General features: G+C 44.1%; 19 protein-coding genes. 6 read left to right on the top strand and 13 right to left on the bottom strand.

Features of this window, described 5'->3' with window-relative positions:
* Nucleotides 1-81: 81 nt before the first annotated feature.
* Complete coding sequence (locus ACR63T_RS07765) at nt 82-522, bottom strand: HIT family protein (protein WP_472783613.1); 441 nt, start codon at nt 520-522, stop codon at nt 82-84.
* A 169-nt stretch (nt 523-691) separates the two neighbouring features.
* On the opposite strand from ACR63T_RS07765, the gene ACR63T_RS07770 reads away from it, so the two are divergent.
* The 3 genes from ACR63T_RS07770 to ACR63T_RS07780 all read left to right on the top strand — a co-directional run bounded on the left by ACR63T_RS07770 (nt 692) and on the right by ACR63T_RS07780 (nt 5,023).
* Complete coding sequence (locus ACR63T_RS07770) at nt 692-1,444, top strand: hypothetical protein (protein ID WP_472783614.1); 753 nt, start codon at nt 692-694, stop codon at nt 1,442-1,444.
* Between the two features lie 213 nt (nt 1,445-1,657).
* Nucleotides 1,658-3,544: a dihydroxy-acid dehydratase gene (ilvD, locus tag ACR63T_RS07775; RefSeq protein WP_472783615.1), complete on the top strand. Its 1,887-nt coding sequence runs from the start codon at nt 1,658-1,660 to the stop codon at nt 3,542-3,544.
* 228 nt (nt 3,545-3,772) lie between these two features.
* The gene (locus ACR63T_RS07780; RefSeq protein WP_472783616.1) at nt 3,773-5,023 is read left to right on the top strand and encodes a cation:proton antiporter; all 1,251 of its coding nucleotides are present in this window, start codon (nt 3,773-3,775) and stop codon (nt 5,021-5,023) included.
* Between the two features lie 46 nt (nt 5,024-5,069).
* Here the strand turns inward: ACR63T_RS07780 and ACR63T_RS07785 are convergent, their stop codons facing one another.
* From ACR63T_RS07785 to ACR63T_RS07800, 4 genes are all read right to left on the bottom strand, one after another.
* A complete protein-coding gene (locus tag ACR63T_RS07785) occupies nt 5,070-6,425 on the bottom strand; it encodes a serine hydrolase domain-containing protein (protein WP_472783617.1) in 1,356 nt (451 codons plus the stop codon).
* Nucleotides 6,426-6,551: 126 nt separating this feature from the next.
* Nucleotides 6,552-7,145 carry a protein tyrosine phosphatase family protein gene (locus ACR63T_RS07790; RefSeq protein WP_472783618.1) on the bottom strand — a complete coding sequence of 198 codons (594 nt, stop codon included), beginning with the start codon at nt 7,143-7,145 and terminating at the stop codon, nt 6,552-6,554.
* Between the two features lie 53 nt (nt 7,146-7,198).
* On the bottom strand, nt 7,199-8,122 hold the full coding sequence (locus ACR63T_RS07795) for a MaoC family dehydratase (protein WP_201569191.1): 924 nt from the start codon (nt 8,120-8,122) through the stop codon (nt 7,199-7,201).
* A gap of 317 nt (nt 8,123-8,439) precedes the next feature.
* Nucleotides 8,440-9,840 carry a 3-oxoacyl-ACP reductase gene (locus ACR63T_RS07800; protein ID WP_472783619.1) on the bottom strand — a complete coding sequence of 467 codons (1,401 nt, stop codon included), beginning with the start codon at nt 9,838-9,840 and terminating at the stop codon, nt 8,440-8,442.
* Between the two features lie 1,094 nt (nt 9,841-10,934).
* On the opposite strand from ACR63T_RS07800, the gene ACR63T_RS07805 reads away from it, so the two are divergent.
* Nucleotides 10,935-12,224: an acetyl-CoA C-acetyltransferase gene (locus ACR63T_RS07805; RefSeq protein ID WP_472785258.1), complete on the top strand. Its 1,290-nt coding sequence runs from the start codon at nt 10,935-10,937 to the stop codon at nt 12,222-12,224.
* A gap of 209 nt (nt 12,225-12,433) precedes the next feature.
* Nucleotides 12,434-13,513 (top strand): polyphosphate kinase 2, encoded by a 1,080-nt coding sequence (gene ppk2 / locus ACR63T_RS07810; protein ID WP_472783620.1) that lies wholly within the window; start codon nt 12,434-12,436, stop codon nt 13,511-13,513.
* A 41-nt stretch (nt 13,514-13,554) separates the two neighbouring features.
* On the opposite strand, the gene ACR63T_RS07815 is transcribed toward ppk2, so the two are convergent.
* The 8 genes from ACR63T_RS07815 to rsmG all read right to left on the bottom strand — a co-directional run bounded on the left by ACR63T_RS07815 (nt 13,555) and on the right by rsmG (nt 22,173).
* Nucleotides 13,555-13,902 carry a PilZ domain-containing protein gene (locus tag ACR63T_RS07815; RefSeq protein WP_201569195.1) on the bottom strand — a complete coding sequence of 116 codons (348 nt, stop codon included), beginning with the start codon at nt 13,900-13,902 and terminating at the stop codon, nt 13,555-13,557.
* Between the two features lie 117 nt (nt 13,903-14,019).
* Nucleotides 14,020-15,165, bottom strand: a complete 1,146-nt coding sequence (locus ACR63T_RS07820) for a DNA polymerase III subunit delta' (RefSeq protein WP_305900303.1) — start codon at nt 15,163-15,165, stop codon at nt 14,020-14,022.
* A 78-nt stretch (nt 15,166-15,243) separates the two neighbouring features.
* On the bottom strand, nt 15,244-16,080 hold the full coding sequence (kdsB, locus tag ACR63T_RS07825) for a 3-deoxy-manno-octulosonate cytidylyltransferase (protein WP_305898339.1): 837 nt from the start codon (nt 16,078-16,080) through the stop codon (nt 15,244-15,246).
* A gap of 11 nt (nt 16,081-16,091) precedes the next feature.
* Complete coding sequence (lpxK, locus tag ACR63T_RS07830; RefSeq protein WP_472783621.1) at nt 16,092-17,252, bottom strand: tetraacyldisaccharide 4'-kinase; 1,161 nt, start codon at nt 17,250-17,252, stop codon at nt 16,092-16,094.
* 54 nt (nt 17,253-17,306) lie between these two features.
* On the bottom strand, nt 17,307-19,097 hold the full coding sequence (gene msbA, locus ACR63T_RS07835; protein WP_201569203.1) for a lipid A export permease/ATP-binding protein MsbA: 1,791 nt from the start codon (nt 19,095-19,097) through the stop codon (nt 17,307-17,309).
* A gap of 127 nt (nt 19,098-19,224) precedes the next feature.
* On the bottom strand, nt 19,225-20,373 hold the full coding sequence (locus ACR63T_RS07840; RefSeq protein WP_201569205.1) for a ParB/RepB/Spo0J family partition protein: 1,149 nt from the start codon (nt 20,371-20,373) through the stop codon (nt 19,225-19,227).
* Between the two features lie 169 nt (nt 20,374-20,542).
* The gene (locus ACR63T_RS07845; protein WP_472783622.1) at nt 20,543-21,340 is read right to left on the bottom strand and encodes a ParA family protein; all 798 of its coding nucleotides are present in this window, start codon (nt 21,338-21,340) and stop codon (nt 20,543-20,545) included.
* A gap of 128 nt (nt 21,341-21,468) precedes the next feature.
* Nucleotides 21,469-22,173 (bottom strand): 16S rRNA (guanine(527)-N(7))-methyltransferase RsmG, encoded by a 705-nt coding sequence (gene rsmG / locus ACR63T_RS07850; RefSeq protein ID WP_201569209.1) that lies wholly within the window; start codon nt 22,171-22,173, stop codon nt 21,469-21,471.
* A 337-nt stretch (nt 22,174-22,510) separates the two neighbouring features.
* On the opposite strand from rsmG, the gene ACR63T_RS07855 reads away from it, so the two are divergent.
* On the top strand, nt 22,511-25,375 hold the full coding sequence (locus ACR63T_RS07855; protein WP_472783623.1) for an AAA family ATPase: 2,865 nt from the start codon (nt 22,511-22,513) through the stop codon (nt 25,373-25,375).
* The last annotated feature ends 6 nt before the right edge of the window (nt 25,376-25,381 follow it).

Here is a 25,381-nt window from a genome sequence, read left to right on the forward strand (position 1 = left end):
AGACTGTTACCCAAAATTAAAAAAGGCAACTTGTCAGCTGCCTTCTTCATAGTTAGATCATAAGTGCGTAGTCAAGATAGCTTACTCAATTATTTTTCCAGCAAGTTGCTGAGCTAATTTGGCCAGCTCTGCATTATCCGCTTGTGTGACCGCATGACGACCTAGCTCATGAATGCTGCTAGGGATAAGATGAATATGATAATGAAACACCGTCTGCCCTGCCTCGCTACCATTAAGCTGCATTTGAACAATTCCTTCACGCGCAAATACTTGCCGCTGGGCTGCCATGACTTTTTTGGCAGTCATAAGTATCGCCGACGCATATTCAGGCTCAAGGTCGGCCAAATCAACCGCTTTTTGTTTAGGTATCACGAGTACGTGCCCCTTCGCTTGCGGCATAATATCCATAAAAGCGAGCGTTTTATCATCTTCATAAACCTTATGATAGGGAATATCACCATCAAGCATTTTAGCAAAGATATTATTATTGTCATAAGTGGCTATTGAGTAAGTCTGGCTCATGGTTAATCCTTTAGTTATTAATAATGACATCTACGATATAGTGGACGAATTTTTATGCTAGTTCAAGTAATGTCTTATCCTAATGTCTCATCCAAAAAACTCTAAATTGATGGCGAGATAATCCATAAAAAATGTTATATTAGTAGGCTATTTTTATAACCTTGAGCTTATGAATTTGACTGTTTCGCAGACTGAATCCATTGACATTATAGATACTCATATCGAATCCTATGAGGACATGCCGCATAAGGATGTGGTGAACAATATCGATACCGATAACAAGCAATCCATCGACCCCAACGCTATTATTTTGACTGAGGTGTTGACCGATAGCGCTATTACTTGGCGTATTCATAATTGTAAAGTTAGCAAAAAGACCGTAACTCAAGATTTGCCACTTCAATTTTTGTATCATTACGATAGTCTAGATAACGTGATTAAACAGGCGAATCCATTAACACCCAAACTATTAGCGCAGTTTAATACGCCGATGACGGCAACTGAGGCTGCGCAACTTATTGGCATTGATACGGCACTAATCTCCAGTCCTTGGCATGTCAAGGTGACAGGATCATTAGTGGTGTTTAGTGAAGCGCTACAATTAGCAGTACGGCTGCATTGGACCAATACGGGTAAAGCGACCGAGCAGCTTTACACCAAAGATGCCGCTGATGCGCTAGTAGCCGCCTTTAAAGAGTGGCAGTTCTTTGGTCGTATTGATGTGCTATACAAAAGCGCGAAGCAGGCTTTGATCAGTGTAGACGAAAGCGCTATAGATAACGCACAAGTACTCACTATTGAGGCAAGCACTGACTATCAGTACTTACCAGCGCCTCACGCCCTACTCGTTATTGCCAAATTAGAAGCGGATAAAGAACAACTACCTTGGTTTGAATCGGCTATCTTAGAGCGTCTTGAATAGTGTTAACCGAAATACCTATGTGCGCTTCAACGATCTTAAAACTATCCGCTGATTGTTTTGACTTACTGATAGCTGATGGTAAGGTAGCCACTTAGTATTATTCACTTGTCCTCACTGTTTATAAAAAGCACAATAATCATAAAAGTCACAACAACTTTATTATATTTGTAGGTGAAAACTTAAGTCACCTCGACTAATCGCAAGGAATCTCACATGGATTATCGCTCAAAGACCTCAACTGGCGGTCGTAATATGGCGGGTGCTCGTGCACTATGGCGCGCCACTGGCATGACTGATAGCGACTTTGGCAAACCTATTATCGCCATTTCAAACTCTTTTACCCAGTTTGTACCAGGGCATGTACACCTAAAAGACTTAGGTCAGCTGGTCGCGCGTGAAATTGAAAAAGCAGGCGGTGTGGCAAAAGAGTTCAATACTATCGCGGTCGATGATGGTATTGCCATGGGTCACAGTGGCATGCTGTACTCTCTACCGAGCCGTGACTTAATTGCTGACTCTGTCGAATATATGGTCAATGCCCACTGCGCCGATGCATTAGTGTGTATCTCTAACTGCGATAAAATCACTCCCGGTATGTTGATGGCAGCCATGCGTCTCAATATTCCAGTGGTATTTATATCTGGTGGCCCGATGGAAGCTGGTAAGATTGTCGCCAGTACCGTCGGTAAAAGCCATAATAATGAAGACAGCAATGACAGTGCCATTCGTAAGCTTGATCTCGTCGATGCGATGATGGATGCGGCTGACGATAGCATTAGTGATGAGGATGTTGCTGCTATCGAAGCTTCAGCTTGTCCTACTTGTGGCTCATGCTCGGGCATGTTTACCGCCAACTCAATGAACTGTTTGACCGAAGCATTAGGATTGGCACTACCAGGTAATGGCTCGCTACTTGCCACCCACTCACTACGTCGTGAGCTATTTTTAGAAGCAGGTCGTACTATTGTATCTCTTGCCAAGCGTCGCTATGAGCAAGATGATGATTCAGTACTACCACGCTCTATCGCGAGCAAAGCGGCGTTTGAGAATGCAATGACGTTAGATATCGCTATGGGCGGCTCGACGAATACTATTTTGCATCTGCTAGCCGCTGCTAATGAAGCAGAAGTCGACTTTAAGATGCATGATATTGACCGTTTGAGTCGCGGTGTACCTTGTCTGGCAAAAGTAGCGCCAGCTTCACAAAAATATCATATGGAAGATGTGCATCGTGCTGGTGGTGTCTTTGCGCTGTTAGCAGAGCTGGATCGGGCAGGATTATTAAAAACGGATTTACCTACTATTCATAGCGCTACGATGAAAGAGGCGATTGATAAATGGGATATTATGAATCCTGATAATAGCGAGGCACGAGCACGCTATATTGCTGCTCCTGGTGGTGTACGTACCACGCAGGCCTTCTCACAATCTCAGGAATGGTCAAACCTCGACGTCAATCGTGAGTCAGGCTGTATACGTAGTGCTCAGCATGCTTATTCATCAGATGGTGGCTTGGCAGTGCTTTATGGCAATATCGCTGAACGTGGCTGTGTGGTCAAGACCGCAGGCGTTGATGACAGTATCTTAGTATTTACAGGTCGTGCACGACTTTTTGAATCTCAAGATGATGCGGTAGCTGCAGTACTTGACGACCAAATCGTCGCTGGTGACGTAGTAATCATTCGTTATGAAGGTCCAAAAGGTGGCCCTGGTATGCAGGAAATGCTCTATCCGACTACCTATCTTAAATCTAAAGGATTAGGTAAAGAGTGTGCCCTACTTACCGATGGAAGATTTTCAGGTGGTACCTCAGGACTATCGATTGGTCATGCCAGCCCTGAAGCTGCTGAAGGTGGCGCTATTGGTTTAGTTGCTGAGGGCGATACTATTCATATTGATATCCCGAACCGTACTATTAATATGCTGGTTGACGATGCTGAATTGGCCGCGCGCCGTGAGGAAATGGAAAGCCGTGGTAGTCAGGCATGGAAACCTGTCAGTCGCGTACGTCATGTGACTCCTGCACTTCGAGCCTATGCTGCGATGACGACTAGTGCTGATACTGGCGCTGTGCGTGATGTCAGTCAAGTTGAGCGTTAGGATTTATCTATAGTTTTACTTAAAAATTATCATTTAATATTAAGCCAGCGCTATGCTGGCTTTTTTTGTGGCTCATTATTTATACAGCTGACTATTTGTATAGCTATTGATGGGCAACTACCAAAAACCAACGTAATCTAAGCTCTGATAACGTTTTTTTGCTTAATATTTTTATTTTTTGCGTCATTATAAATAACTTTTTATCATTAGGGCGTGCCTGCAAAGCTGATGCTTGAAAATTATAATTTACTCTTATTAATTGGTGGTTTTGCGTTTTTACTTGGCGCTCTGTTTCCTATTATCTTTAGACGCACCCCTATCTCCTTGCCTATTTTACAAGTTCTATTCGGTATGGCGATAGGGTATTGGTGGACGGGTCTAACGTTTTTAGACCCTATTGATAATGGCTTAGCGATTGAAAAAATCACTGAGATTGTGGTACTAGTCTCGCTGGTTGGCGCGGGTATCAAGATTGATACTGATCTGACCTGGCAGCTATGGCGGCCTACTATGCGCTTGCTGCTTATTACAATGCCCATTTGTATTTTTACCATGGCGGTACTCGGCTATTATACTTTTGGCCTGAGTATTGGTGCCGCTATTTTACTTGGTGCGGTACTAGCGCCTACCGACCCAGTATTAGCCGCTAGCATCCAAGTTGGACCCCCTAATACAGGCGGTGAAGATACGACGCGCTTTACCTTGACCTCTGAGGCTGGACTCAATGATGGTCTGGCGTTCCCTTTTGTCTATTTAGCCATCAAAGTAGCCGAAGCTTTTAGCGAGGGCAAGCGCTTCACCAGTGAGATGCTATGGTCATGGTTCACCCAAGACGTACTATGGCAAATCGGCGCAGGCGTCATTGTTGGCATAGTCGTGGGTAAAGTATTGGCAAAAATAGTATTTTCAAAACATACCAAAGATACAGCGCTCTCACAAGGTTATGTGGTGATCGCGCTGACGCTGCTCGCTTATGGCTTGGCTGAGCATATACATAGCTATGGCTTTATTGCGGTGTTTGTCGCTGCCTTCGCTTTTCGGCGTTCAGAGTGTGAGCATGAGTATCATGAAAAACTCCATGACTTTGCTGAACAGTCCGAGGGTTTACTCATGTCACTAGTACTTGTAGGTTTTGGGATATTAATCGGTCAAGGCTTACAATCTGATATTGAGCTGACTTGGAAAGTATATGCAGTCAGCTTAGCATTTTTAGTATTTATACGTCCTTTAGGTGGGATTATTGCTCTATCAGGCTTAGATATGCACCGAACCGAAAAATATGCTATATCAGCATTAGGTATCCGTGGTATCGGTACCTTATATTACTTATCTTATGCCTTAAATCAAGGTTACTTCGCTGATGATGATGCACTTAAATTATGGATTGTTTGCTCTATTGTTATCTTAGCCTCAATCTTCGTTCATGGATTAAGTGCGCCAAGTTTATTGAAAATGACGCCAAAAAATCCTCATAATTAATGGCTTTTTTATACTTAATATTAGGGCGTTGTTGCATTCAATAATTTTATTCATTAGTTTTATCAACTAAAGCTAATATTGCTTCTGTCAATGCAAATTGACGAATATCGTTTAGCATAGTGACATCAAAATTATGGACAAAAGCAAACGATAATTGGCGCGTCGGCTCACACCACGCTACCGAACCGTTATAGCCCATATGTCCAAAGCCCTGCTCAGCGTTATTATTGCAGATACTAAATAGTCGGTGATAACCTAGACGCCAGCTCATTTCTGCTGGCATGACTGCATCCATGCCCGTCACTTGCAGCGCTGATAATTGCTCAAAGGTGCGGCTATCAATCAAGGTTTTACCTTGCCATACGCCGCCATTGGCTAGCATAGCGTAAATCGTTGCTAATGCCTGAGCTGAGACAACACCATTTGCTGCTGGAATGACCGCTTGCATCACTTGCTCATCATAGTAGTCAATAGGCTGTTTACTCGCAGGAACTAACGCCGCTCGGTAGTTATTAGCATTGATACTGCCATGACTAAAATATAAGCGATTAATTTGCACAGCATTGAGCTTATCGTCAGCTAAGTTGAGCTGTTTCTCGGTGGCTTGCTGTAGCCAACATGGATAACTCGCTAGCTGCTGATAGGTTTGCATAGTAGCTTCAGAGTCCACTTTTAGAGTCGGCTTATGGCGTTTTTTGCCCAGTTGTGAGTTATTACCTTTGTCTGCGGTAAAGTCTTTGGTCAGCTTGGCTACTTCACCAACACGCTCAGTTGGCACACCAAAGTAACAACTGTCCGCAATGCCCAAAGGAGTTGTTAAATAATGCTTTAGTGCTTTAGCCAAGCTCATCTCGCTAACAATCTCTATCAAACCACCCAATATCCAACCATAAACCAAAGCGCTGTAGGCAGAGTGATAAGCTGCTGACGACTTTTCATCTTGACTAGGTGTCGTCAACGGCATAGCCGCCACTAAATCAACCATCTTATCCCAGTCGAGCAGTGTTTCGTTATCGACGTCAATAGTACTGATTGCAAACAGATCAGCTTGATGCGACATCAGCATCCGCAGCGTTATATCAGCTTTACCATTGGCGGCAAATGCAGGCCAGTACTCAGCAATTGGCGTATCGTACGCAAGCCGTTGCTGCGAGACCAATACGTGAGCCAAAGTTGCCAATACACCTTTACCTGTCGAGAAATTCAGTGATAAAGTATCAGCTTGCCAAGGCATGTCTATTTGCGCCATACCGACACTGGCTTGTGCGATGCATTGACCCGCTTGATAAACCATTAAAGACCCGCCAGCTGGCGCATCATCTAGCTGCAAATCAATTAGCAGTTGTTGTAAGTGTTGCTGCAACTCAGTGTTACTAAAAACGATGTTCTCATTATGGGTCATAGCTGTCTCATTGCAGTTCATCTATAGATGGATCAGTAGCGAATAGTAAAACAGGCCACTTAATAGTTGCCTGTTTTATGAAATAAAATTTTATAAAGAAGCTTATAAATTCAGAAGCTTTTAAGCTTAGCGCGGTACAAGCAAACGGTTATGCGCCTCTTCCTCTAAGCTTGTCAGCCCATGATCATAGCCATGCTTCATTGCCGTATCCATTTTGCGACCACGCAACCAACCAGAACGCAGCGTCATTGCAGCGCCTACTCTATTGCCAGAGCCACAATGCATCGCTATTTTTTTGCCATGATACTGACGTAATAGCTTGTCAAACGCTAATATCTTAAGCTGCTTTAGATCCTCTGCGCCACCGATAGGCAGGTGCTCATAGGCCATACCCGCTTGTTGCACAGCAGCGGCTTCATCAAAGTTTAGCTCAGTATCAGGCTGTAGGTTAATTACTAGTTCAACGCCAGCATCTGCTAGCGCTTGCACTTTTTTATCATCCAATGCTCCGCAAACGATAGTCTGCTCATTTGGGCGATAATAAGGACTCAACGTCGCAGATAGATTGACAGTGTTATCAGCGTCAAGATAGATCACACCCTCTTCGCTATTATCTATTTCTTTGCCATTGAAAGTATCGTTAGCCGCCATTTGGTCTTGGCTATTTCCAACTTGATTACTTTGAGCTTGGTTGCTCTTATCTTGATTACTTTGCGTCATAGTCATAGTTCTATAAAGTTGCGATCGCTTGTTAGTTGTTAATGGTTATAAGATTAGGCCTTTTCTTTATTAACTAAATTTAGGTGACCTGTTAGATGCGGCTTATCATTTTTGGCACTATATAAACCGAATACACAGTTGTCCTCAGCACTCTTAAGCTTAGCAACGGGCTCAGCGATCAGCTCAACCTCGGATGGCAAGAAGATCGGTAGCTTAAATGCCACGACAGCGCTACAAGCCTCTGGTAGCTCGCCCATCATCGCTAGACACTTAGCTTTAGACCACATGCCATGGGCGATAGCTTTAGGAAAACCAAAAGCTTTGGCTGATAAAGGATGCAGGTGAATCAAATTAAAATCACCCGAAACAAATGCATAACGACGACCCATATCTTCAGGGACTTCAAATATCTTATGGACGCCCGCCTCATCAATCATTGGCTTGACGGTCACAGGACGCGGCGCACTTTTCTTGATGGCAGCGCTATCGCCTTTTTTGTTACTACGCGCCAAGTAAGTTGACGACCCTTGCCAAATAATATCCTCTTGCGACTTAACAATGGTCACAAAGTCAAACTGCTGCCCCTGCGCATGATCGCGTAGGTTTGCAAAACTGACTGACATACTGACAGTCTCGCGCTCTCCAATGGGGCGATACTGCGTCACAGTATTATCGACATGTACTAGCCCTAATAGCGCAAAAGGGAACGGCTCTTTAACCATCATGTTCATCTGCAGCGCTTGTGATAATACTGAAAAATAAGTAATCGGCACTTTACCATTATCCAAAAACCCACAAATCTTGCGATAATCATCGAGATTATCTTGATCAATATGCATATCATCGACGCTATAAGTGGCTTGTGGCAGCTGATCCTTGCTAACTTTGCCACTATTACCGATAGGCAGTAAGCTCTTGATGATATTAGCGTAAGTGGTATGCGCTTTAGGAAGAGCATCAAAATTTTTATCTGACATAAGTGAGTCCTAGATATTTTTTATTAAGAAGTGATTATATGAAGCGTTTTAAAATAGTTGAGCGTTAGATTTATTTTACAGTATTTCTAGGAACAATTCATAGCATAACAACTTGAATGAGTACTAAATAAATAATATAAAAAAAGCCACCCGTAGGCAGCTTTATCGATCTTCATCGGCGTATTTTTGGTAAGCAATTATTACTTTCAACATAGTTTAAAAGTAGCCTTAAAAAGTAATCATTAAGCTAACTCCACTTGTAACTATAGTCAAAAGTAATAGTATTAGAGATCAATAATGTTAAAGAGCCACAGCTTTTATGCACCTAGCAGACTTTGACCACAGACACGGACGGTATTGCCGTTTAGGCCGCCTGAGGCAGGAGACGCAAGCCAAGCGATCGTTTCTGCGACATCTACTGGCAAACCACCTTGACTCATAGAGTTCATGCGACGACCTGCTTCACGAATAGCAAAAGGAATCGCTTCGGTCATTTGAGTTTCGATGAATCCTGGCGCTACAGCGTTAATAGTCATGCCTTTATCGTTGCGGCTTAATTTCTTGGCAGTCGCATCGACTAAACCAATAACCCCTGCTTTTGAAGTGGCATAGTTGGTTTGACCTAGGTTACCTGCGATACCTGATATTGATGAGACACAGACGATACGAGCATCGTCTTTGAGTACGTCATTATCGAGCAAATAGCGATCTAGCTTGGCGATACTGGCCAGATTAATATTGATCACCATATCCCACTTTTGCTCATCCATATTGGCTAAAGTTTTATCACGAGTGACGCCAGCATTATGGATAATAGCATCAAGACCACCACGTTTTTCGGCAGCGTCAGCAACCTGCGCGCCAGCATCGTCGCTAGTGATATCAACTAATAAAGTCGAGCCGCTAATCTCACTGGCGACTTTTTGTAGATCTGCTTGCTGCTGTGGCACATCCAAGCAGATAACATGAGCGCCTTCACGAGCTAGCACGCGCGCGATTGACTCACCGATGCCGCGACTAGCGCCAGTCACTAGCATGGTTTTGCCACCTAGCGGCTGCGCCCAATCAATATCAATAGCATTGGCTTTACCGACACGGATAACTTGACCTGAAACATATGCGGAACGCGCTGAGGTAAAAAAGCGCAAGGTTGAATCTAGGTTTTGCTCAGCATCTTCAGCGACGTAGATCAATTGAGCCGTAATACCACGTTTGAACTCTTTACTGACGGACTTGATAAAACCTTCAAGCGCGCGCTGAGCCAAAGCGAATTCGATATCATCGCATTCCTCTGGTGGACGACCGATAATAACCACACGACCTGAGCGCTCAACACGGCGAGCGACAGCATGAAAGAATTCATAAACTTGTTTGAGCTCACTGGCATTACTGATATTACTAGCATCAAACAGTAAAACTTTGAATTTGTTATCAGCAGCCGTATTAGCTTTGGCCTCAACACCCGCATCAGCCAGCGCGCCTTTGACATAGTCATTATTATTAACAAAAATTTCGGCATGTAGCTCTGAGAAGATACGGGCAATAGCTTGGCTGACACGGTTGTCTTCACCAGTCGCAGCACCGACTAGTACGCTACCGCGTATTAAGCGTTGACCACTCTCAAAACGATCTAAGCCTACTGGCAGTGGCAAGCCTAAGTTTTTGGCGACTTTTTTGCCGATTGAAGATTGAACGAAATCACCATAACGGTCTGACATAATATAATCCTATTATTTATGATTAAAGGTTAACTATTTAAAGATAAAAAGCGTATCTATAATAGTAGATACACTTTTTGAGATTGATTATTTAGAGTTCAATAAATGAGGCTTAAGCTGTCCTAACTATACACATCTAGAATGGACAAGTCCAAATGTCTATAGTCATTTGTAAACAATCCAGTACACAAGTTGTTCATCGTAACTGACATATATCGTCAAATGCTTATGCTAGAATGGAACTTATAAGTTATAGCTCATGCAAATAGCAATAACAATATATTATCAGAAACTTCATACTACTAGGTCAATTATTGATACTGGTCAGTTTATAGATTAGCTTGATACTGCTTATAAGACTGTTTTTACATTACTTTATTTGCTAAAGACCTACAATAGCGCGATAAAAACCTAATATCATAAGCAACTATATTATTTTATACGTTATCACTTTCTACCTTGTTTTCTTCTACATCTAAAGTCGTAACCCTAGGGCAAATAAGCCCTCTGTCAATATTTTTATTTTTACGACTTACTTTTTAATCAATTTTTAACTAACTTTTTTTAACTAACTTAAGGAACCTATTATGAGCAACCAAAAAGACAGCCCAATCGTTGAGAGTACCGTTGTGAAAAAAGGCACTGCTACCACTAATAAAGCCGCTGAGCCGTCCAAAGCTGAAACCAAAAACAGTAATGAACAGTATGACTCTATCGCTGAGCTCAAAAAAGCCACCGATATCGTTGATGCAGAGGGTAATTCAGTTAACAAGTCAACCACAAGCGACCAAGCGGCTAAGAAATCTAAGCTGAAAGAAGAGCTAGTCAGTGAAGCCAAAGAGTTAAAAGAGGCTAATGACCTTACTGAATCTGTCAATGTTGCGCCAGCTAAATCAGCCGATAGCGATAGTCAAGCTAACGAAAAAGAAGCCCCTAAACCTAGCGCGCAGAAAAAGACGTCAACAAGCACCGCGCAGAAAAAAACTCCAGCAAGCAAAGCGACTGTAGAAGCTAAAAAACCTAGCGCTAAGCCTGAAAGTAAAAAGCCCGCCGCTAATAGAAGCGCCGCTGCTAAGAAAAAGCCCACCACCAAAATGAATGCAGGCCAACACCGCGTAGCTATCTTAGGCGGTAACCGTATTCCGTTTGCCCGCTCTAACGGTGCTTATTCTGATGCTAGCAATACCGACATGCTGACCGCTGCCCTCAATGGTCTAATTGAGCGTTATAACTTACAAGATGAGCTACTAGGTGAAGTGGTTGCAGGCGCTGTTATCAAGCTTAGCCGTGATATTAACTTAACTCGCGAAGCGACCCTAAATACAGCTCTTAATCCACAAACCCCCGCTTATGATATCTCTCAAGCTTGTGCCACTGGCGTGCAAGCAACCTTTGCTTCGGCTAATAAAATCGCTTTAGGCATTATTGATTCAGCAATCACAGGTGGTGTAGACACTACCTCTGATGCGCCTATCGCAATCGGCGATGGCCTACGTAAAGTACTGCTAAAGCTCGGCTCTGCCAAAAACATGAAACAGCGCCTCAAAGCGCTTAAAAAGTTCGATCCTAAAGACTTAATCGACGCCCCACAAAATGGTGAGCCGCGTACAGGTCTCTCTATGGGCGATCACCAAGCCATCACCACGCTGGAATGGAATATCAGCCGTGAAGACCAAGATAAATTAGCCTTTGATAGCCATAAAAACCTAGCACAAGCGTACGATGAAGGCTTCTTCGATGACTTAATTACTCCATATAAGGGTCTCACGCGTGATAATAACTTACGCCCCGATTCTACAGTTGAGAAACTGGGTAAATTAAAGCCCGCCTTTGGTAAAAAGAATGCCAATCCAACAATGACTGCTGCTAACTCTACGCCATTAACTGATGGTGCTTCTTGTGTGCTATTAGCAAATGAGGATTGGGCAAAAGAGCGTAACTTAAAGCCATTAGCTTATATTGTGCATCAAGAGACCGCTGCCGTTGACTTCATCGGTAAGTCTGGTGACAAAGAGGGCTTATTAATGGCACCAGCATATGCTGTGCCGCGTATGCTCGAACGTGCAGGTTTAACCCTACAAGACTTTGATTTTTATGAAATTCATGAAGCTTTTGCCTCGCAAGTATTGTCTACACTTGCGGCTTGGGATGATGAGAGTTTTTGTAAAGAGCGCTTAGGGTTAGATGACAAACTAGGCTCAATTGATCGTAGCAAGCTCAATGTGAATGGCTCATCACTTGCCGCGGGTCATCCGTTCGCCGCTACTGGTGGTCGTATCTTAGCCACTGCTGCAAAACTATTGGATCAAAAAGGCTCAGGTCGCGCACTAATATCTATTTGCGCGGCGGGCGGTCAAGGCGTGACTTGTATTCTCGAGAAATAGTCTGCAATAAGATACAAAGACTAATAATACACAGCGTAATTATTATCACAATAGCTACTGATTGACCCGTTCAGCCAGTACAGATGCTCTACTAAAACGCCCTTTACTACATAAATTAAAGGGCGTTTTTTTATGCGCTATATTTGTCACAATAAAAAACCTATAATAGATTTACACAATAATTACTCAGCTGATTAGAGGTGGAGTCTATGGGTATATTACGCTCGCTGTTGAATAAACTTAAGCATACTATTCTTGGTCATGAGGAGCTTATCGTGGCAAAACCACTCTTAACGCACCAGTCTCAACCCTTGAAAGTACAACCGCACACTGATAAAAAAGCGTTAGAGCAAACTGCTATGATTCAACGCATCGATAAAGATGTATTGAATGATGAGCTGCGGCGCAAGATGCACCAAGACTTAATTGACACTTATGACGAAGAGCTTGAAAACGAAATTGATGACTACATGCGCGATTTGCGATTCGATGGGCATGTGATGACTGAGCAAGAAAAACTTGATCGTCGCACTTATTTTCAGGAGCTAGTACGTTTGCAACGTGAATTGATTAAGCTACAAGACTGGGTAGTGGATAGCGGTGAGCGTATCGTGGTGGTGTTTGAGGGGCGTGATTCTGCAGGTAAAGGCGGTGCGATTAAGCGCATCACTCAGCGGCTAAACCCAAGGGTTTGCCGAGTTGCAGCCTTGCCTGCGCCGACCGAACGTGAGCAGACGCAGTGGTATTTTCAGCGTTATGTCGCCCATCTACCAGCAGCTGGCGAGATCGTCTTGTTTGATCGCAGCTGGTATAACCGCGCTGGTGTTGAGCAGGTAATGGGGTTTTGCAACGGTGGGCAATATGAGGAGTTTTTTCAGTCGGTGCCTGATTTTGAGCGTATGCTAGTACGCTCAGGCATACGCTTGATTAAGTATTGGTTCTCGATCACTGATGATGAGCAACACTCACGCTTTATGAGCCGTATTCATGATCCACTCAAGCAGTGGAAGCTCTCACCAATGGATTTACAGTCCCGTAGGCGCTGGGAGGATTATACCAAGGCTAAAGAGACTATGTTTGAGCGTACTCATATTCCAGAAGCCCCGTGGTGGGTGGTTGAAGGCAATAATAAGAAGCGCGCACGACTCAACTGTATTGCGCATTTATTAGATCAGATACCCTATAATGAAGTGCCGCGTGATGAGGTAGAACTGCCTGATCGCACGCGTGATAATGAGTATTATCGCGAGCCTATTCCTGATGATATGTATGTACCGCCACGCTATTAAAGCTTTTAGCCATCAAGGCTTTTACTAGTAGTAACTTGAACCTACATCGTATAAGTCGCTTGCTGGCTGTCTATTTTGCCCGCTAATAAGCGCTCTACTTCGTTTTTAATACGCTGTCCACTGGCATCCTGACCTATTTGTACCGCAAATCCTGCTGGTCGATTGCCTTGAGCTTTTCGATTGATCCAAATCACTTTACCATTCATTGGCAAGCGCTCACTAGAATTTGGCAAAGTTATCGCAACAAAGACTTCATCGCCTAAGTTTTGTACGCGATCACTCGGTACAAAAATCGCTCCATTATCAACAAAAGATAAATAGCTGGCATACAACGTTGCTATATCTTCGATATGATGAGTAACAATTCCACCGCGACTGGGCATTGCCATAATAAGCTCCTTATAGAAACAAAAGGTATAAAAGACAGTTAAACGCAAAATATATGATAATCATAAAGATAGTTATAGCTTAGATTTGCCGTTTAGAACAGTACTATACGAACAGCGTTATAGCTGAGTCAGCTGTTGCATTAGCTTATCATAAGCGAACTTCTCTTGAACATTTTGTTGTAGCGATATTTTTATCTGCTGTAGCATCTGCTCTATCATTGTAAGGGCGTTATCGCTTGTCAAGTTGTCGTTTAGCGAAGAATCATCAAGCAGATGAGGATTTACAGCGGCTAATAAATCGATATCTTTTTGACGGCTTGGTAGTCCCATATAGACTCGCCGAATATCAACCAGCATCATCTCACTCAGTTTTATAAAATCCGCGATATCCAGCTGTTTTTGCCAATAGTCACTAGCAGCAATAGCACTACGTTTGCCATTACGTAGCGCTTGCCAAGTCGTTAGCCAAAGCCCACGCTTGCTATACCAATTCGCTTGCGCCAAATCTATAGCAGCAAGTGGCGCTCCATTGGCTAGTTGCAATAACTGACTGATCTGATCAGGGCCGACCGCCTCTCGATTAACAGTACTGCCTAAGGCTTGGGTGACATAATTAAGCGCGCCGGCAGACTCTATCTGCTGAAGCGGCAACTGCTGGACTCGACTCTTAATAGTAGGTAATAGCTGAGTTGGGGTATCACTAATAAGGAATAAATGTACCTGTGCTTGTGGCTCCTCAAGGGTTTTGAGTAGCGCATTAGCTGCAGCTATAGTCATCTGTTCGGCATAGTCTAAAACACAAATGCGAATACCTTGCCCGCCTTGGTAAATAAAAGGCTGTAGCGCGCGGATGTCATCTACTTTGATAGTGACTGATGCCTTAGCCGTGGCTTTAACAGATTTTTTACTGTTTTTACTTGCCAGCTCGCTCGCTTGACTGCTGTTGGCACTTATTGGCATTTGCGCCAGTGGCAGTACTTGCAAGCTGGGATGAGTGCCCGACTTGAGCCATTGGCAACTAGCGCATTGACCACAGGCACCCTCTGAATGCTGATCTCGCTGCAAGCACAGTAGCCAAGCCACCAAACGCCAGATAAACGCGCGTTTACCCATGCCTTGCATCCCTGCTGCTAGTAACGCATGAGGTAGCGATGAGCTTGACGCGCGCGCCGTCAGCTGCACCCATAGACTTTGTTGCCAAGGCAATAGCGGTGCAAAGTAAATGCTGTCATCGATGTCGTTGATGTTGGCAACTCCCAATATTTTTATAACTTTTATGGATAACGGATTAAAACTTATTCACAATAAATAGTTTAGTTTTAAAAAATACTTAGGCTATTTTTATGCATACTCGTCGTTTTGAAAGTCTGCTAAGCTCATGTTATTAAGACGCTCTAAATCTTCTACAGTATCGACACCTGCTGGCAATTTTACTTTGGCCGCTTCGATAGCGATAGCGCCACCATTCTCCATGACCCGCAGTTGCTCTAGACTCTCCAAGGTTTCAAGTGCGGTTGGTAGCCAGTTGACAAACTGTTTTAGCAAACTGACGCGATAGGCATACAAGCCTAAATGACGTTTGGCAGTGCTAGGTACAGGCAGAGCTGATGTATCTGATAAATCAGCATTATTCTCAACTGATAACACCAAATCACGATCACAAGGAATAGGCGCTCGGCTAAAATACAATGCGCGTTGCTTATTATCATAACTGGCGCTTACGACTTTGACCACAGAAGGTCTTATAAAAGTAGCGTAATCTTCGATAGGCTCATATAGCGTCGCCATCACACTTTGACTGTCTTGTACTAGCAGATCTTTGACTTGCTGCAATAATAAAGGTGGCACTAATGGCTCATCACCTTGCATATTAATGATAATATCTTGCGCGCCCCAGCCCTTTATAGCGGCAACCTCTGCCAAGCGATCAGTGCCTGAAATATGATCTTGACGCGTCATAACGACCTCAAATCCTGCGTCACGACATATCTTGGCAATACTCTCATCATCCGTTGCAATACACATATCATCGGCAAAGGTAGCCGCTTGTGCTTTTCGGGCGACCCAAAGTATCATCGGCATACCATGGATAGCCAATAGTGGTTTCCCTGGCAGACGCGTGCTGTTAAAGCGAGCAGGAATCACGATATGGGTTTTGACAGGGACAGATGAGGACATAATAGAGCCTTCTAATAAGTAGCGTTTTTTATAGCAATACCTAAACCTTGTAGTTGCCGCTGCAGTTTAGTATAACAGGCGTCTGATAGCTCAGCGCTGACCGGTAATACCCAAAGTCTAGCGACCAGCTCAGCGAGCTCAGCTTTATTGAAACCATCAAACTCAGTTTGTTTATTTTCATCGTTATTTATAGTATCAAACACTTTTGCTAATAGTGCTCGTATTTTTACCGCATCTTTACTAGTAATAATAATAGGATAGTGCTGGTATTGCAGTAAATCAGTGAGCTCAAAATCGTAGTGATCAGGATAAGGATGAGCGCTCACTTTGAACCCTAACGCTTCAAGAGTCGCAAAAAACCGCTGCGGATAGCCAATCCCACTGACCCCGTGTACTTGGCTACCTGCCAAAGGCTTAACACCTGCTGCTTGTGAAGTTACGCACAAACTATCGGCATCACTAGACCATAAGCTAGGCCATAAAGCTTGCAGGCTATCAGGTTGCAAATGCATAGTTAAACGCTCAGTGGACTGCGAACTATTCGCTGTTGAATGGCTATCAATCTTTTCATGATAGATAACCGTCGCCTTATCTAGTCGTGACATCGGCTCGCGCAAAAACCCTGTCGGCAGTAATTGACCACTACCAAATCCACGCGCAACATCGACCACTATCCATTCAATATCGCGCTGCAACGCATAGTGCTGTAGCCCATCATCAGCGATAATGAGTTGTAAGTTAGGATGAGCTTGTATGAGAGTGCTTATGGCTTGCTGCCGATTAGGACATACCGCCATCGGTACCCCTGTCATAGAGACAATCAAGCTTGGCTCATCGCCTACGACGCTGGGCAAGCTATCGGTAGTCACTAAAGCTGGCATCTGAGCGCTATCGCCGCCATAACCGCGGCTAATCACCCCTACTGGCACCTTATGCTGCTGCAAATAGTCGACCAAAGCCATAATAAGCGGTGTTTTACCGCTACCACCAACGGTGATGTTACCTATCACCATAATAGGTATAGGCGCACGATAGCTTTTTGCTAAGCCAAGCTTATAGGCTTGCTGACGTATTGAAATTATCAGACCATATAACCAGCTAACAGGAAGTAGTAGCCATAACCAAAGGGCTTGTCGTTGCCATGCTTGAGTGATTTTAGTTTCAAGACTCATAGCTGAATTCTTATTATGCCAGTTAGTTTTTCACCTAGACAATCAATCGCTTCTTTATTCAAAGTCACGCTCATACATTTGGGCATAATAGCTCTTATTGCCTAACAACTCTTTATGAGTACCAATCTCGACAATTCGGCCGCCATCAAGTACCACAATACGATCAGCGGACTCAATAGTCGTCAAACGATGGGCTATGACGAGCGTAGTGCGATCCTTCATAACATTATCAAGCGCTTGTTGAATGTAATGCTCAGACTCGTTATCCAAGGCACTAGTAGCCTCATCTAAGATGAGAATAGGCGCGTCTTTTAATAGAGCACGAGCGATCGATAAGCGCTGACGCTGACCACCTGATAGTTGCAGGCCTTCGGCACCGATTTCACTTTGATAACCATTAGGCATTTTACTAATAAAGTCATGAGCAAAGGCATCTTTTGCCGCGCGTTCTACTTCAACAGGCGATTTACTGGCTAAGCTACCGTAGGCAATATTATTGAACACCGTGGTATTAAATAACACCACTTGTTGATTGACCATCGCAATCTGCGCGCGCAAGCTATCTAGAGTAATATCGTCTATATCGAACCCATCCATAGTGATACGCCCTGAGCTGGTGGTCAACGTACGCGTCAATAAATTGACCAGCGACGACTTGCCTGCACCACTACGACCGACTAATGCGACAGTCTCACCCGCTTTTATATCTAAGCTAAAATCTTGCAGAGCAACGGTTGAGTCAGGATAAACCAAATTAACTTGATCAAGGGTGATCGCGCCAGACAACCCTATATTAATAAGACCGGTATCGACCTCTTCAGGCTCATCAAGCAAAGCAAAAATAGACTCACCAGCGGCAATCCCTTTTTGCAGCTTTTGGTTGACGTCTGTCAGCGAGCGCACAGGCTTGCTCAGCAGTCCAGCAGCGGCAATATAAGAGATAAATGCACCTGCTGAGATGTTATCAATAACCGCAGGGCGCAGTGCTAGCCATACTACGACAGACATCGCCATTGCCATTAATAACTGCACCATTGGCGTATTAATGCTATTGGTTACGACTATTTTCATACCCTGGCGCAAGTTCTTTTTGGAGATCTGATCAAATCGCTGGGACTCGTACGCTTGACCACCATAGTTTTTGACCACATGATAACCACTAACCACCTCATTAGTGATATGACTCACCTCGCCCATGGTCTCCTGAATCCCTTTTGAGAGCTTAAGATAACGTTTTGAGGCAACACGAATCAGCCATAATATAGGCGGCAGTACCACAAACAAAATCAAAGTTAAACGCCAATTGCTATATAACAAAAACCCAATCAAGGCTACGACCGTCAAGCCATCACGCAACAAGGTTTTCATTGAGTCTGTACTGGCAGCAGTGACTTGCTCAACGTCGAATATCAGCTTAGATGAGATCGTCCCTGCAGGATTGGCCAAATAAAATGTGCTGGGTAGACGCAGCAATTTATTAAATACCTCTACCCGCAGTTGATAGACTAAGTTGCGAGATACGAGCGCGGTATAATAATTCCCCAAAAAGCTACCAACACCGCGCACAAAGAACAGCATGATAATAATGAGCGGGAATAAATTTTGTTTGGTCTGATCGTTATTATTGATAGCATCAGTGATGTATTGCAACAACTTAGCGATCCAAATCTCAGTGCCTGCGTTAATAGCAAAGCCGATAACCGTCAATGCAAGCGCCCACCAATAAGGCTTAAGATAACTTAGCAGACGCAGCAAAGTTTTATGCTTAGGCGGCGTTACAGGCGCGTGCGCTGTCTCATTGCTAGCGGAAGCTTTGGTTATATCAGCTGGTACAGGTTGGCTCATAAAAGCCTCAGTTTAATGATATTTGGTGAGTTTTTCACTTATACACTACTGCTCATTCAATATAATGTAGACAGTAGCCAGTGACTTGACATTGAGATTTATAGTGACAATATTGAAAATAGTGACATTAGCGCTGTGCTTCTAGCTGTTTGATTAAAGCGGTGAACTGTTCATCATCATGAAAAAATATCTCGACACTGCCTTGACCATCTTTTTTATGCTTAAGCTTAACTTGTGCCCCTAGCGTATCCGTTAGGCGCTGTACCATCTGCTGGGTATCAAAGCTAGCTACTGCTGTGTTGGGATTGGCTTTAGGTGCAGGCTGCAAAATAGACTTGACCAGTTTTTCAGCTTCGCGCACCGTCATTGCGCCATCGATGATTTTTTGAGCGATGATAGGCTGCTGCTCAGAGGATAATGCCAGTAAGGTTCGCGCATGGCCCATATCTAGAGCACTGGTCGCTAGATGATCTTTGACCGTATCGTGCAGCTGATTGAGACGCAAAAGGTTTGATACTGTCGTTCGCGCTTTACCAACAACTTCGGCAATCATAGCATGACTCATACCAAACTCAGTATGAAAGCGTTGCAAAGCGGCAGCTTGCTCAATGACAGATAAATCTTCGCGTTGAATGTTCTCTATTAGTGCCAAAGCAATAGCCAGCTCATCAGACAAGGCGCGTTCAATCGCTGGAATCACTGCTTTACCAGCCATCTTTGCCGCACGCCAGCGCCGCTCACCTGCGATAATTTCATGGGTCACTTGCGCACTGCTTTTGTCCTCGCTTGCAAGTAATGGTCTGATAACGATAGGCTGCATTACCCCATGCTGCTCAATTGAGGATGCTAGCTCTGCTAGCGCAGTCTCACTCATATCGCGGCGCGGCTGGTATTTACCTGCCTGCAGATGCAGCACATCGATCTGAATGAGGCTGATTTGATCTTCGCTACTGTTAGCATCAGGATTGGGCTTAGTGCTGATAGCACGTGCTGCACGAGTACGGTTTTTAGTAGTAGCACCTTCAATATTATCTTTTTCATTAGCAGTAGCTTTTGACCGTTTAGCCTTAGCAGGGATAGCACTTTTAGACCCAGTACTAGTCGCTGATGGTAGATCGGTATCTAAAGCCGTTTTGGTCGTGGCAAGGTGATGAACGTCATGATGCGCAACCGTATCATCTTGTAAGGCTGAGGCAGTAATTTGCTTTTCTTTTTTGATTGAGCCCAACAGAGCATCCAAACCTCGATTGGCAGCTAAGCCTCGTTTTTTCGCCATGATTAGCTATCCTTTCATACTGTAATAAAGATAAAAATAATAATAAAAGTCAAAATAAGAGCCCTATCATTAGGGTAATGGCTCAATAGTGACTGTAAAATTAAATAATTAAAGTTAAATGCTTAACTAGCGCTTTAAAGGCTCAGCTAGTGCAAAAGCTTTTTAGGCTCTATTTGAGCCGCTCAGCTGATTTTTTTGGGCTTTGTTTAATCACCTCAGCCGCCAGCTGCTGGTAAGCCATAGCCCCTTTTGAATTTTTATCAAATTCAAGTACTGGCACCCCATGGGCTGGTGCTTCTGCCAGACGTATATTACGTGGAATATGGGTTTTATACATGATATCGCCAAAGTGTGCTTGTAATTCAGCTGAGACATCATTGGCTAAGGTATTACGTGCATCGAACAAGGTTCTAACCACGCCGCGAATATAAAGCGTAGGGTTGAGCTCTGTTAAGCGCTCTATAGTCTGCGACAAATCAGCCAAACCTTCAAGCGCATAATACTCGCACTGCATCGGAATAATGACGCTATCGGTTGCAATAAGAGCGTTAACCGTCAGTAGGTTCAAGCTTGGCGCACAGTCCATTATGATATAGTCATAAGGTTTTTTAACGCTTTGATCAGCTATCAGTACACCCATAGCTGCTTTTAATAATTCATGGCTATTGGTTTGACCCATCAAAGTAATATCTAGACCTGCCAGCTCACGATTGGCACCGATCACATCAAAGCCCGCTGGACTCTGAACCGTTGCCGCTGCCAGTGACACGCCATCAAGCAAGACATCAGCTACGGTCAAGTCCAAATCGTTTTTATCCAAGCCCGTACCTGAGGTGGCATTACCTTGCGGATCTAAGTCAATCAGCAGGACACGCTTGCGCTTAGCCGCTAGGCTTGCCGTCAAATTTACCGCCGTTGTGGTCTTACCCACGCCGCCTTTTTGATTCGCAATGGCTATGATTTCCATACACTCACTCAATTTGATTAATGTGATACTTTTTATTTATCTATCTATCTAAGTTTTCAGATATTCAGTCGTAGATTGTAGCGGTAAAACTGTAGTGGCTAAAACTCTAATAGTTAAAATTATAGCGGCTAAGCTAGAGCTTTTTGGGTCAGCTCAATAAGATGACGACTGTCTTCAAGACGCGGCACCTTTAATTTGATCGTTCTAATCTGCCATTTTTGCTCTAGCGCTTGCAGCTCATCAAGGGTCGGCTCTTTGCCCTTCATCGCACACAAATAACCATCGCTCGCCAAACGTGGCTGGGCAGCTGTCACAAAGTCAGTCAAGCTAGCAAAGGCTCTAGAGGTAACTACCTTATACTGCCCCTCATGAGCTTCAATACGCGCAGCAATAGGCTGTATATTATCCAATCCAAGCTCGCTACTGACCTGTTTAATAAAGCGGATTTTTTTCTGATTACTATCCAGCGCACTACACTGGCGCTCAGGCTGGCAAATAGCGATAATAACTGCTGGCAGTCCAGCTCCTGTACCGATATCCAACAAATTCCCAGCGGGTAAATGCGTTATAATAGCCAAGCAGTCGATCACATGCTTGATAAGTGCCTCTTGTGGATCGGTAATCGCCGTCAAATTATAGGTTTTACTCCATAATAGCAACTGATCTAAATATAATAATAGTTTGCGCTGCTGTACCATAGTTAGCGATAAATCGAGTTCCTGTATAGCCTGCGCTAAGATAGCGGCTAAATCTGGCAACTGCGCGCCAAGCTTTACAAATCCAGTAGGATCAGCCAGTTGATCGCTATTATAGGCAAATTTAGAAGCTGACATACTGTATATTATCCTGTTTTAGCGCGTGAACCGATTATTTTATCACGCAGGCTGCCCCTTGAATAGTTGCAGATTGCGTCATTGACCGTCATCTTATACTATCTACACTAATAGTGAAGATTTATTCGATTTTACTGCTATTAGGCTACTAAAATTGTACTTTTAACTTAGCGCTATGGTGACTGCTCTCACCTTTGATCAAATACTGATCCAACGCTTTGTTGTTATCCATGCATTGTTATCCACGTGTTGTTATTTATACTTAGCAATGTCACGCTTTGCCTATTAACGAGCTTTACCTACCAAGCTTTATAACTTTTGAGATAGTGTACCGCCTATGACTGACCATGATACCGCAATGACTCAAAAGACCGTTGTTATTGACTCTTTATCTACCCAAACACCTGCACAGATAAATGAGGCAGACGCTAGTGTGCTCCTTGACAACCTCTCTAATGACACTCTTAATAATAAAAAAAGCACTAATAAAAAGTCTACTTCCAAAAATAAAGCTTCTAAAAATAAAGCCGCGAAAGATGCATCGGTAGATGACACAGCAATAGCCGCTGAATCAACGCCGCATCCTATTTCGGTACAGATTAATGAGCAATGTTTTATTTCAGCGGAACATCTAAAACGCTATACCCAGCCAAGCCAGCTGCCAACGGACACTCGCGTAGCTGATGATTTGGACGTGGGTTTTGGTCAACAGCGGGCTATCAAAGCTTTGCAGACGGCAGTGGATATCAAAGCCAGTGGCTATCATGTGTTTGCAGCAGGTGAGAACGGCTTGGGTAAACGTACTATTATTAGCCGCTTGCTACGCCGTATCGCAGGCGACGCTCCTACGCCTGATGATTGGGTCTACGTACATAACTTTAGCGATCCGCGTGCGCCGCTGGCGCTGAGCTTACCTAGTGGCCAAGCCTTATTATTAAAGCAGCAAGTCAATAAGGTATGGCAGCAAGCCCACAAGCGCCTTAACCAGCGCTTTCGTAGTGATCATTATCAAAATGAGATCGAAGCGATTAAGAACAGCACTCAGCAGCAAGAAGTTTTGGCTTATGACGAGCTAAGTGCTGAGGGCAAGCAGTATAATTTGGCATTGACGTTTCGAGCTTTTGATAATAAAGCACTGTTTGTGCATCCGAGCCAATTACCAGAGAGTATTGAAAACACCTCTATTTATACTAAGCATACAGAATCGCCTGATGAGCTTAGGTCTGATAAGTCGAATACTCGGTCATCCTCGCATAACACAACCGATCAACATGAGCACGATAGCGTTGAGAAAAACAACTTTGCACAAAAAAACCACATGCACAAGCGTTTTAGTCAGCTGACGATCGTTTTGGAGCAGTTAGAAGACGAAGCTAACAGCGCTATTGAAACCCTACATAAAGATATCGCCCAGCGCGCACTTGAGCCACTATTTGCATCACTTTATAAACAGTTCGCCGCTAGCCCCTTAGTTATTGACTATTTGCACACTATATTTGACGATATGATTGAGCATGCCGCGCATATTGTTAATGGCGATGATGAAGCGTTTGTATCTCCACTCTTGGCTACTACTCCTAGCCGCTATAGCGTGAATGTTATGGTCAGTCATGAGGCTGATAGTGGTGCGCCCGTTATCTTTGAGGATCTACCGACCCATCTGAATTTACTTGGGCACGTTGAGCAGATCACCCAATTGGGCACAGTGACCACAGATGTCAGTATGATTCGCGCAGGTGCTCTGCATCGCGCTAATGGTGGTTATCTGATTTTAGAGGCCAGCCACGTTCTTGAGCACCCTTACGCTTGGCAAGGACTAAAACGCGCGCTGCAATCTCGTAAAATAAAACTGTCTAGCCTTGAGCAAATGCTAACGTTGACAGGCAGCTTATCGTTGGCACCAGCGCCTATTGATTTGGATATAAAGGTAATCTTATTAGGCGAAGCTGATTTGTATTATGAGCTGCTCGAGCTTGAGCCTGAGTTTGATGCAGTCTTTAAGATACGCGCGGACTTTCACGATGATGTCACTCGCACCCACGCGCATGAGCTAGCACTAGTGGCAAAAATGGCTGATATCATCGACTATGCCGATCTACATCCTTTTGATAGCGAAGCACAAGCGGCATTACTTGAGCATTTGAGCTTACAAGCTGAAGATCAAAACCGTCTTAGTCTACACAGCGATCGCTTGATTAAATTACTACAAGAGTCCAATCGTCATGCCCGCCTGCAAGAATGTGAGCTCGTTGATGCCAGTCATGTCACTCAAGCTATCGCTGATATGGATGAACGCTCAGGCTATCTGCGTGATTTATACTGGCAGGAGCTCAAAAACGGTCAGCAGCTCATCAACACCCAAGGCACGGCTGTCGGACAGGTTAATGCGCTCACGGTAGTCAGCTATGCTGATAGCGAATTTGGCATGCCTGCGCGCTTGACTGCTTTGATTCAGCCCAATATCGGTGCAGGTGAGATACTAGATATCGAGCGTGATGTTGATCTAGGCGGTAGCTTACATGCCAAGGGTATGCTGATTATGACCAGCTATCTACGCGCCTTATTTAGCCGCCATCATGCGCTAAATTTTAGTGCTTCACTCGCCTTTGAGCAAAGCTACGCTCATATCGACGGCGATAGTGCGACCGTCAGCGAAGCCTGCGCCCTGCTCTCAGCGCTCGCCGATGTGCCGATCAATCAAGCGCTAGCGATCACCGGCTCCATGAACCAGCTGGGCGAAGTACAAGCGGTTGGTGGAATTAATGCCAAGATAGCAGGGTTCTTTGATGCCTGCCGCGAGCAAGGTTTGACAGGTGAGCAAGGGGTTGTCATCCCTATGGCTAACGTCAAGCAGTTGATGTTACGCGACGATATTATTGAAGCGGTTGATGCGGAGCAGTTTTATATTTATGGCGTCAATACGCTCAGCCAAGCTCTGACGCTGATGATGGGATTGCCTATTGATATCATGACTAAAAAGGGGCGCTACCGTAAAGAGACGCTCTTTGGTAAAGTCTTACAGCGCTTAATGTTATGGGATGAAAACCAAGCCGATGCGGCTGATATTGATGATAAAAAAGCGAATAAAGCCAAAAAGAAGGCCAAAGCTAAGCGCAAGGCTAAAAAAAAGCGTAAAGATAAAGAGTCTGCTTTGAATGACCCTATAAAGGATGAGGACCAACAAGATGCCAATCAACCATAGAGCAAT

Source organism: Psychrobacter sp. M17(2026) (assembly GCF_055699815.1).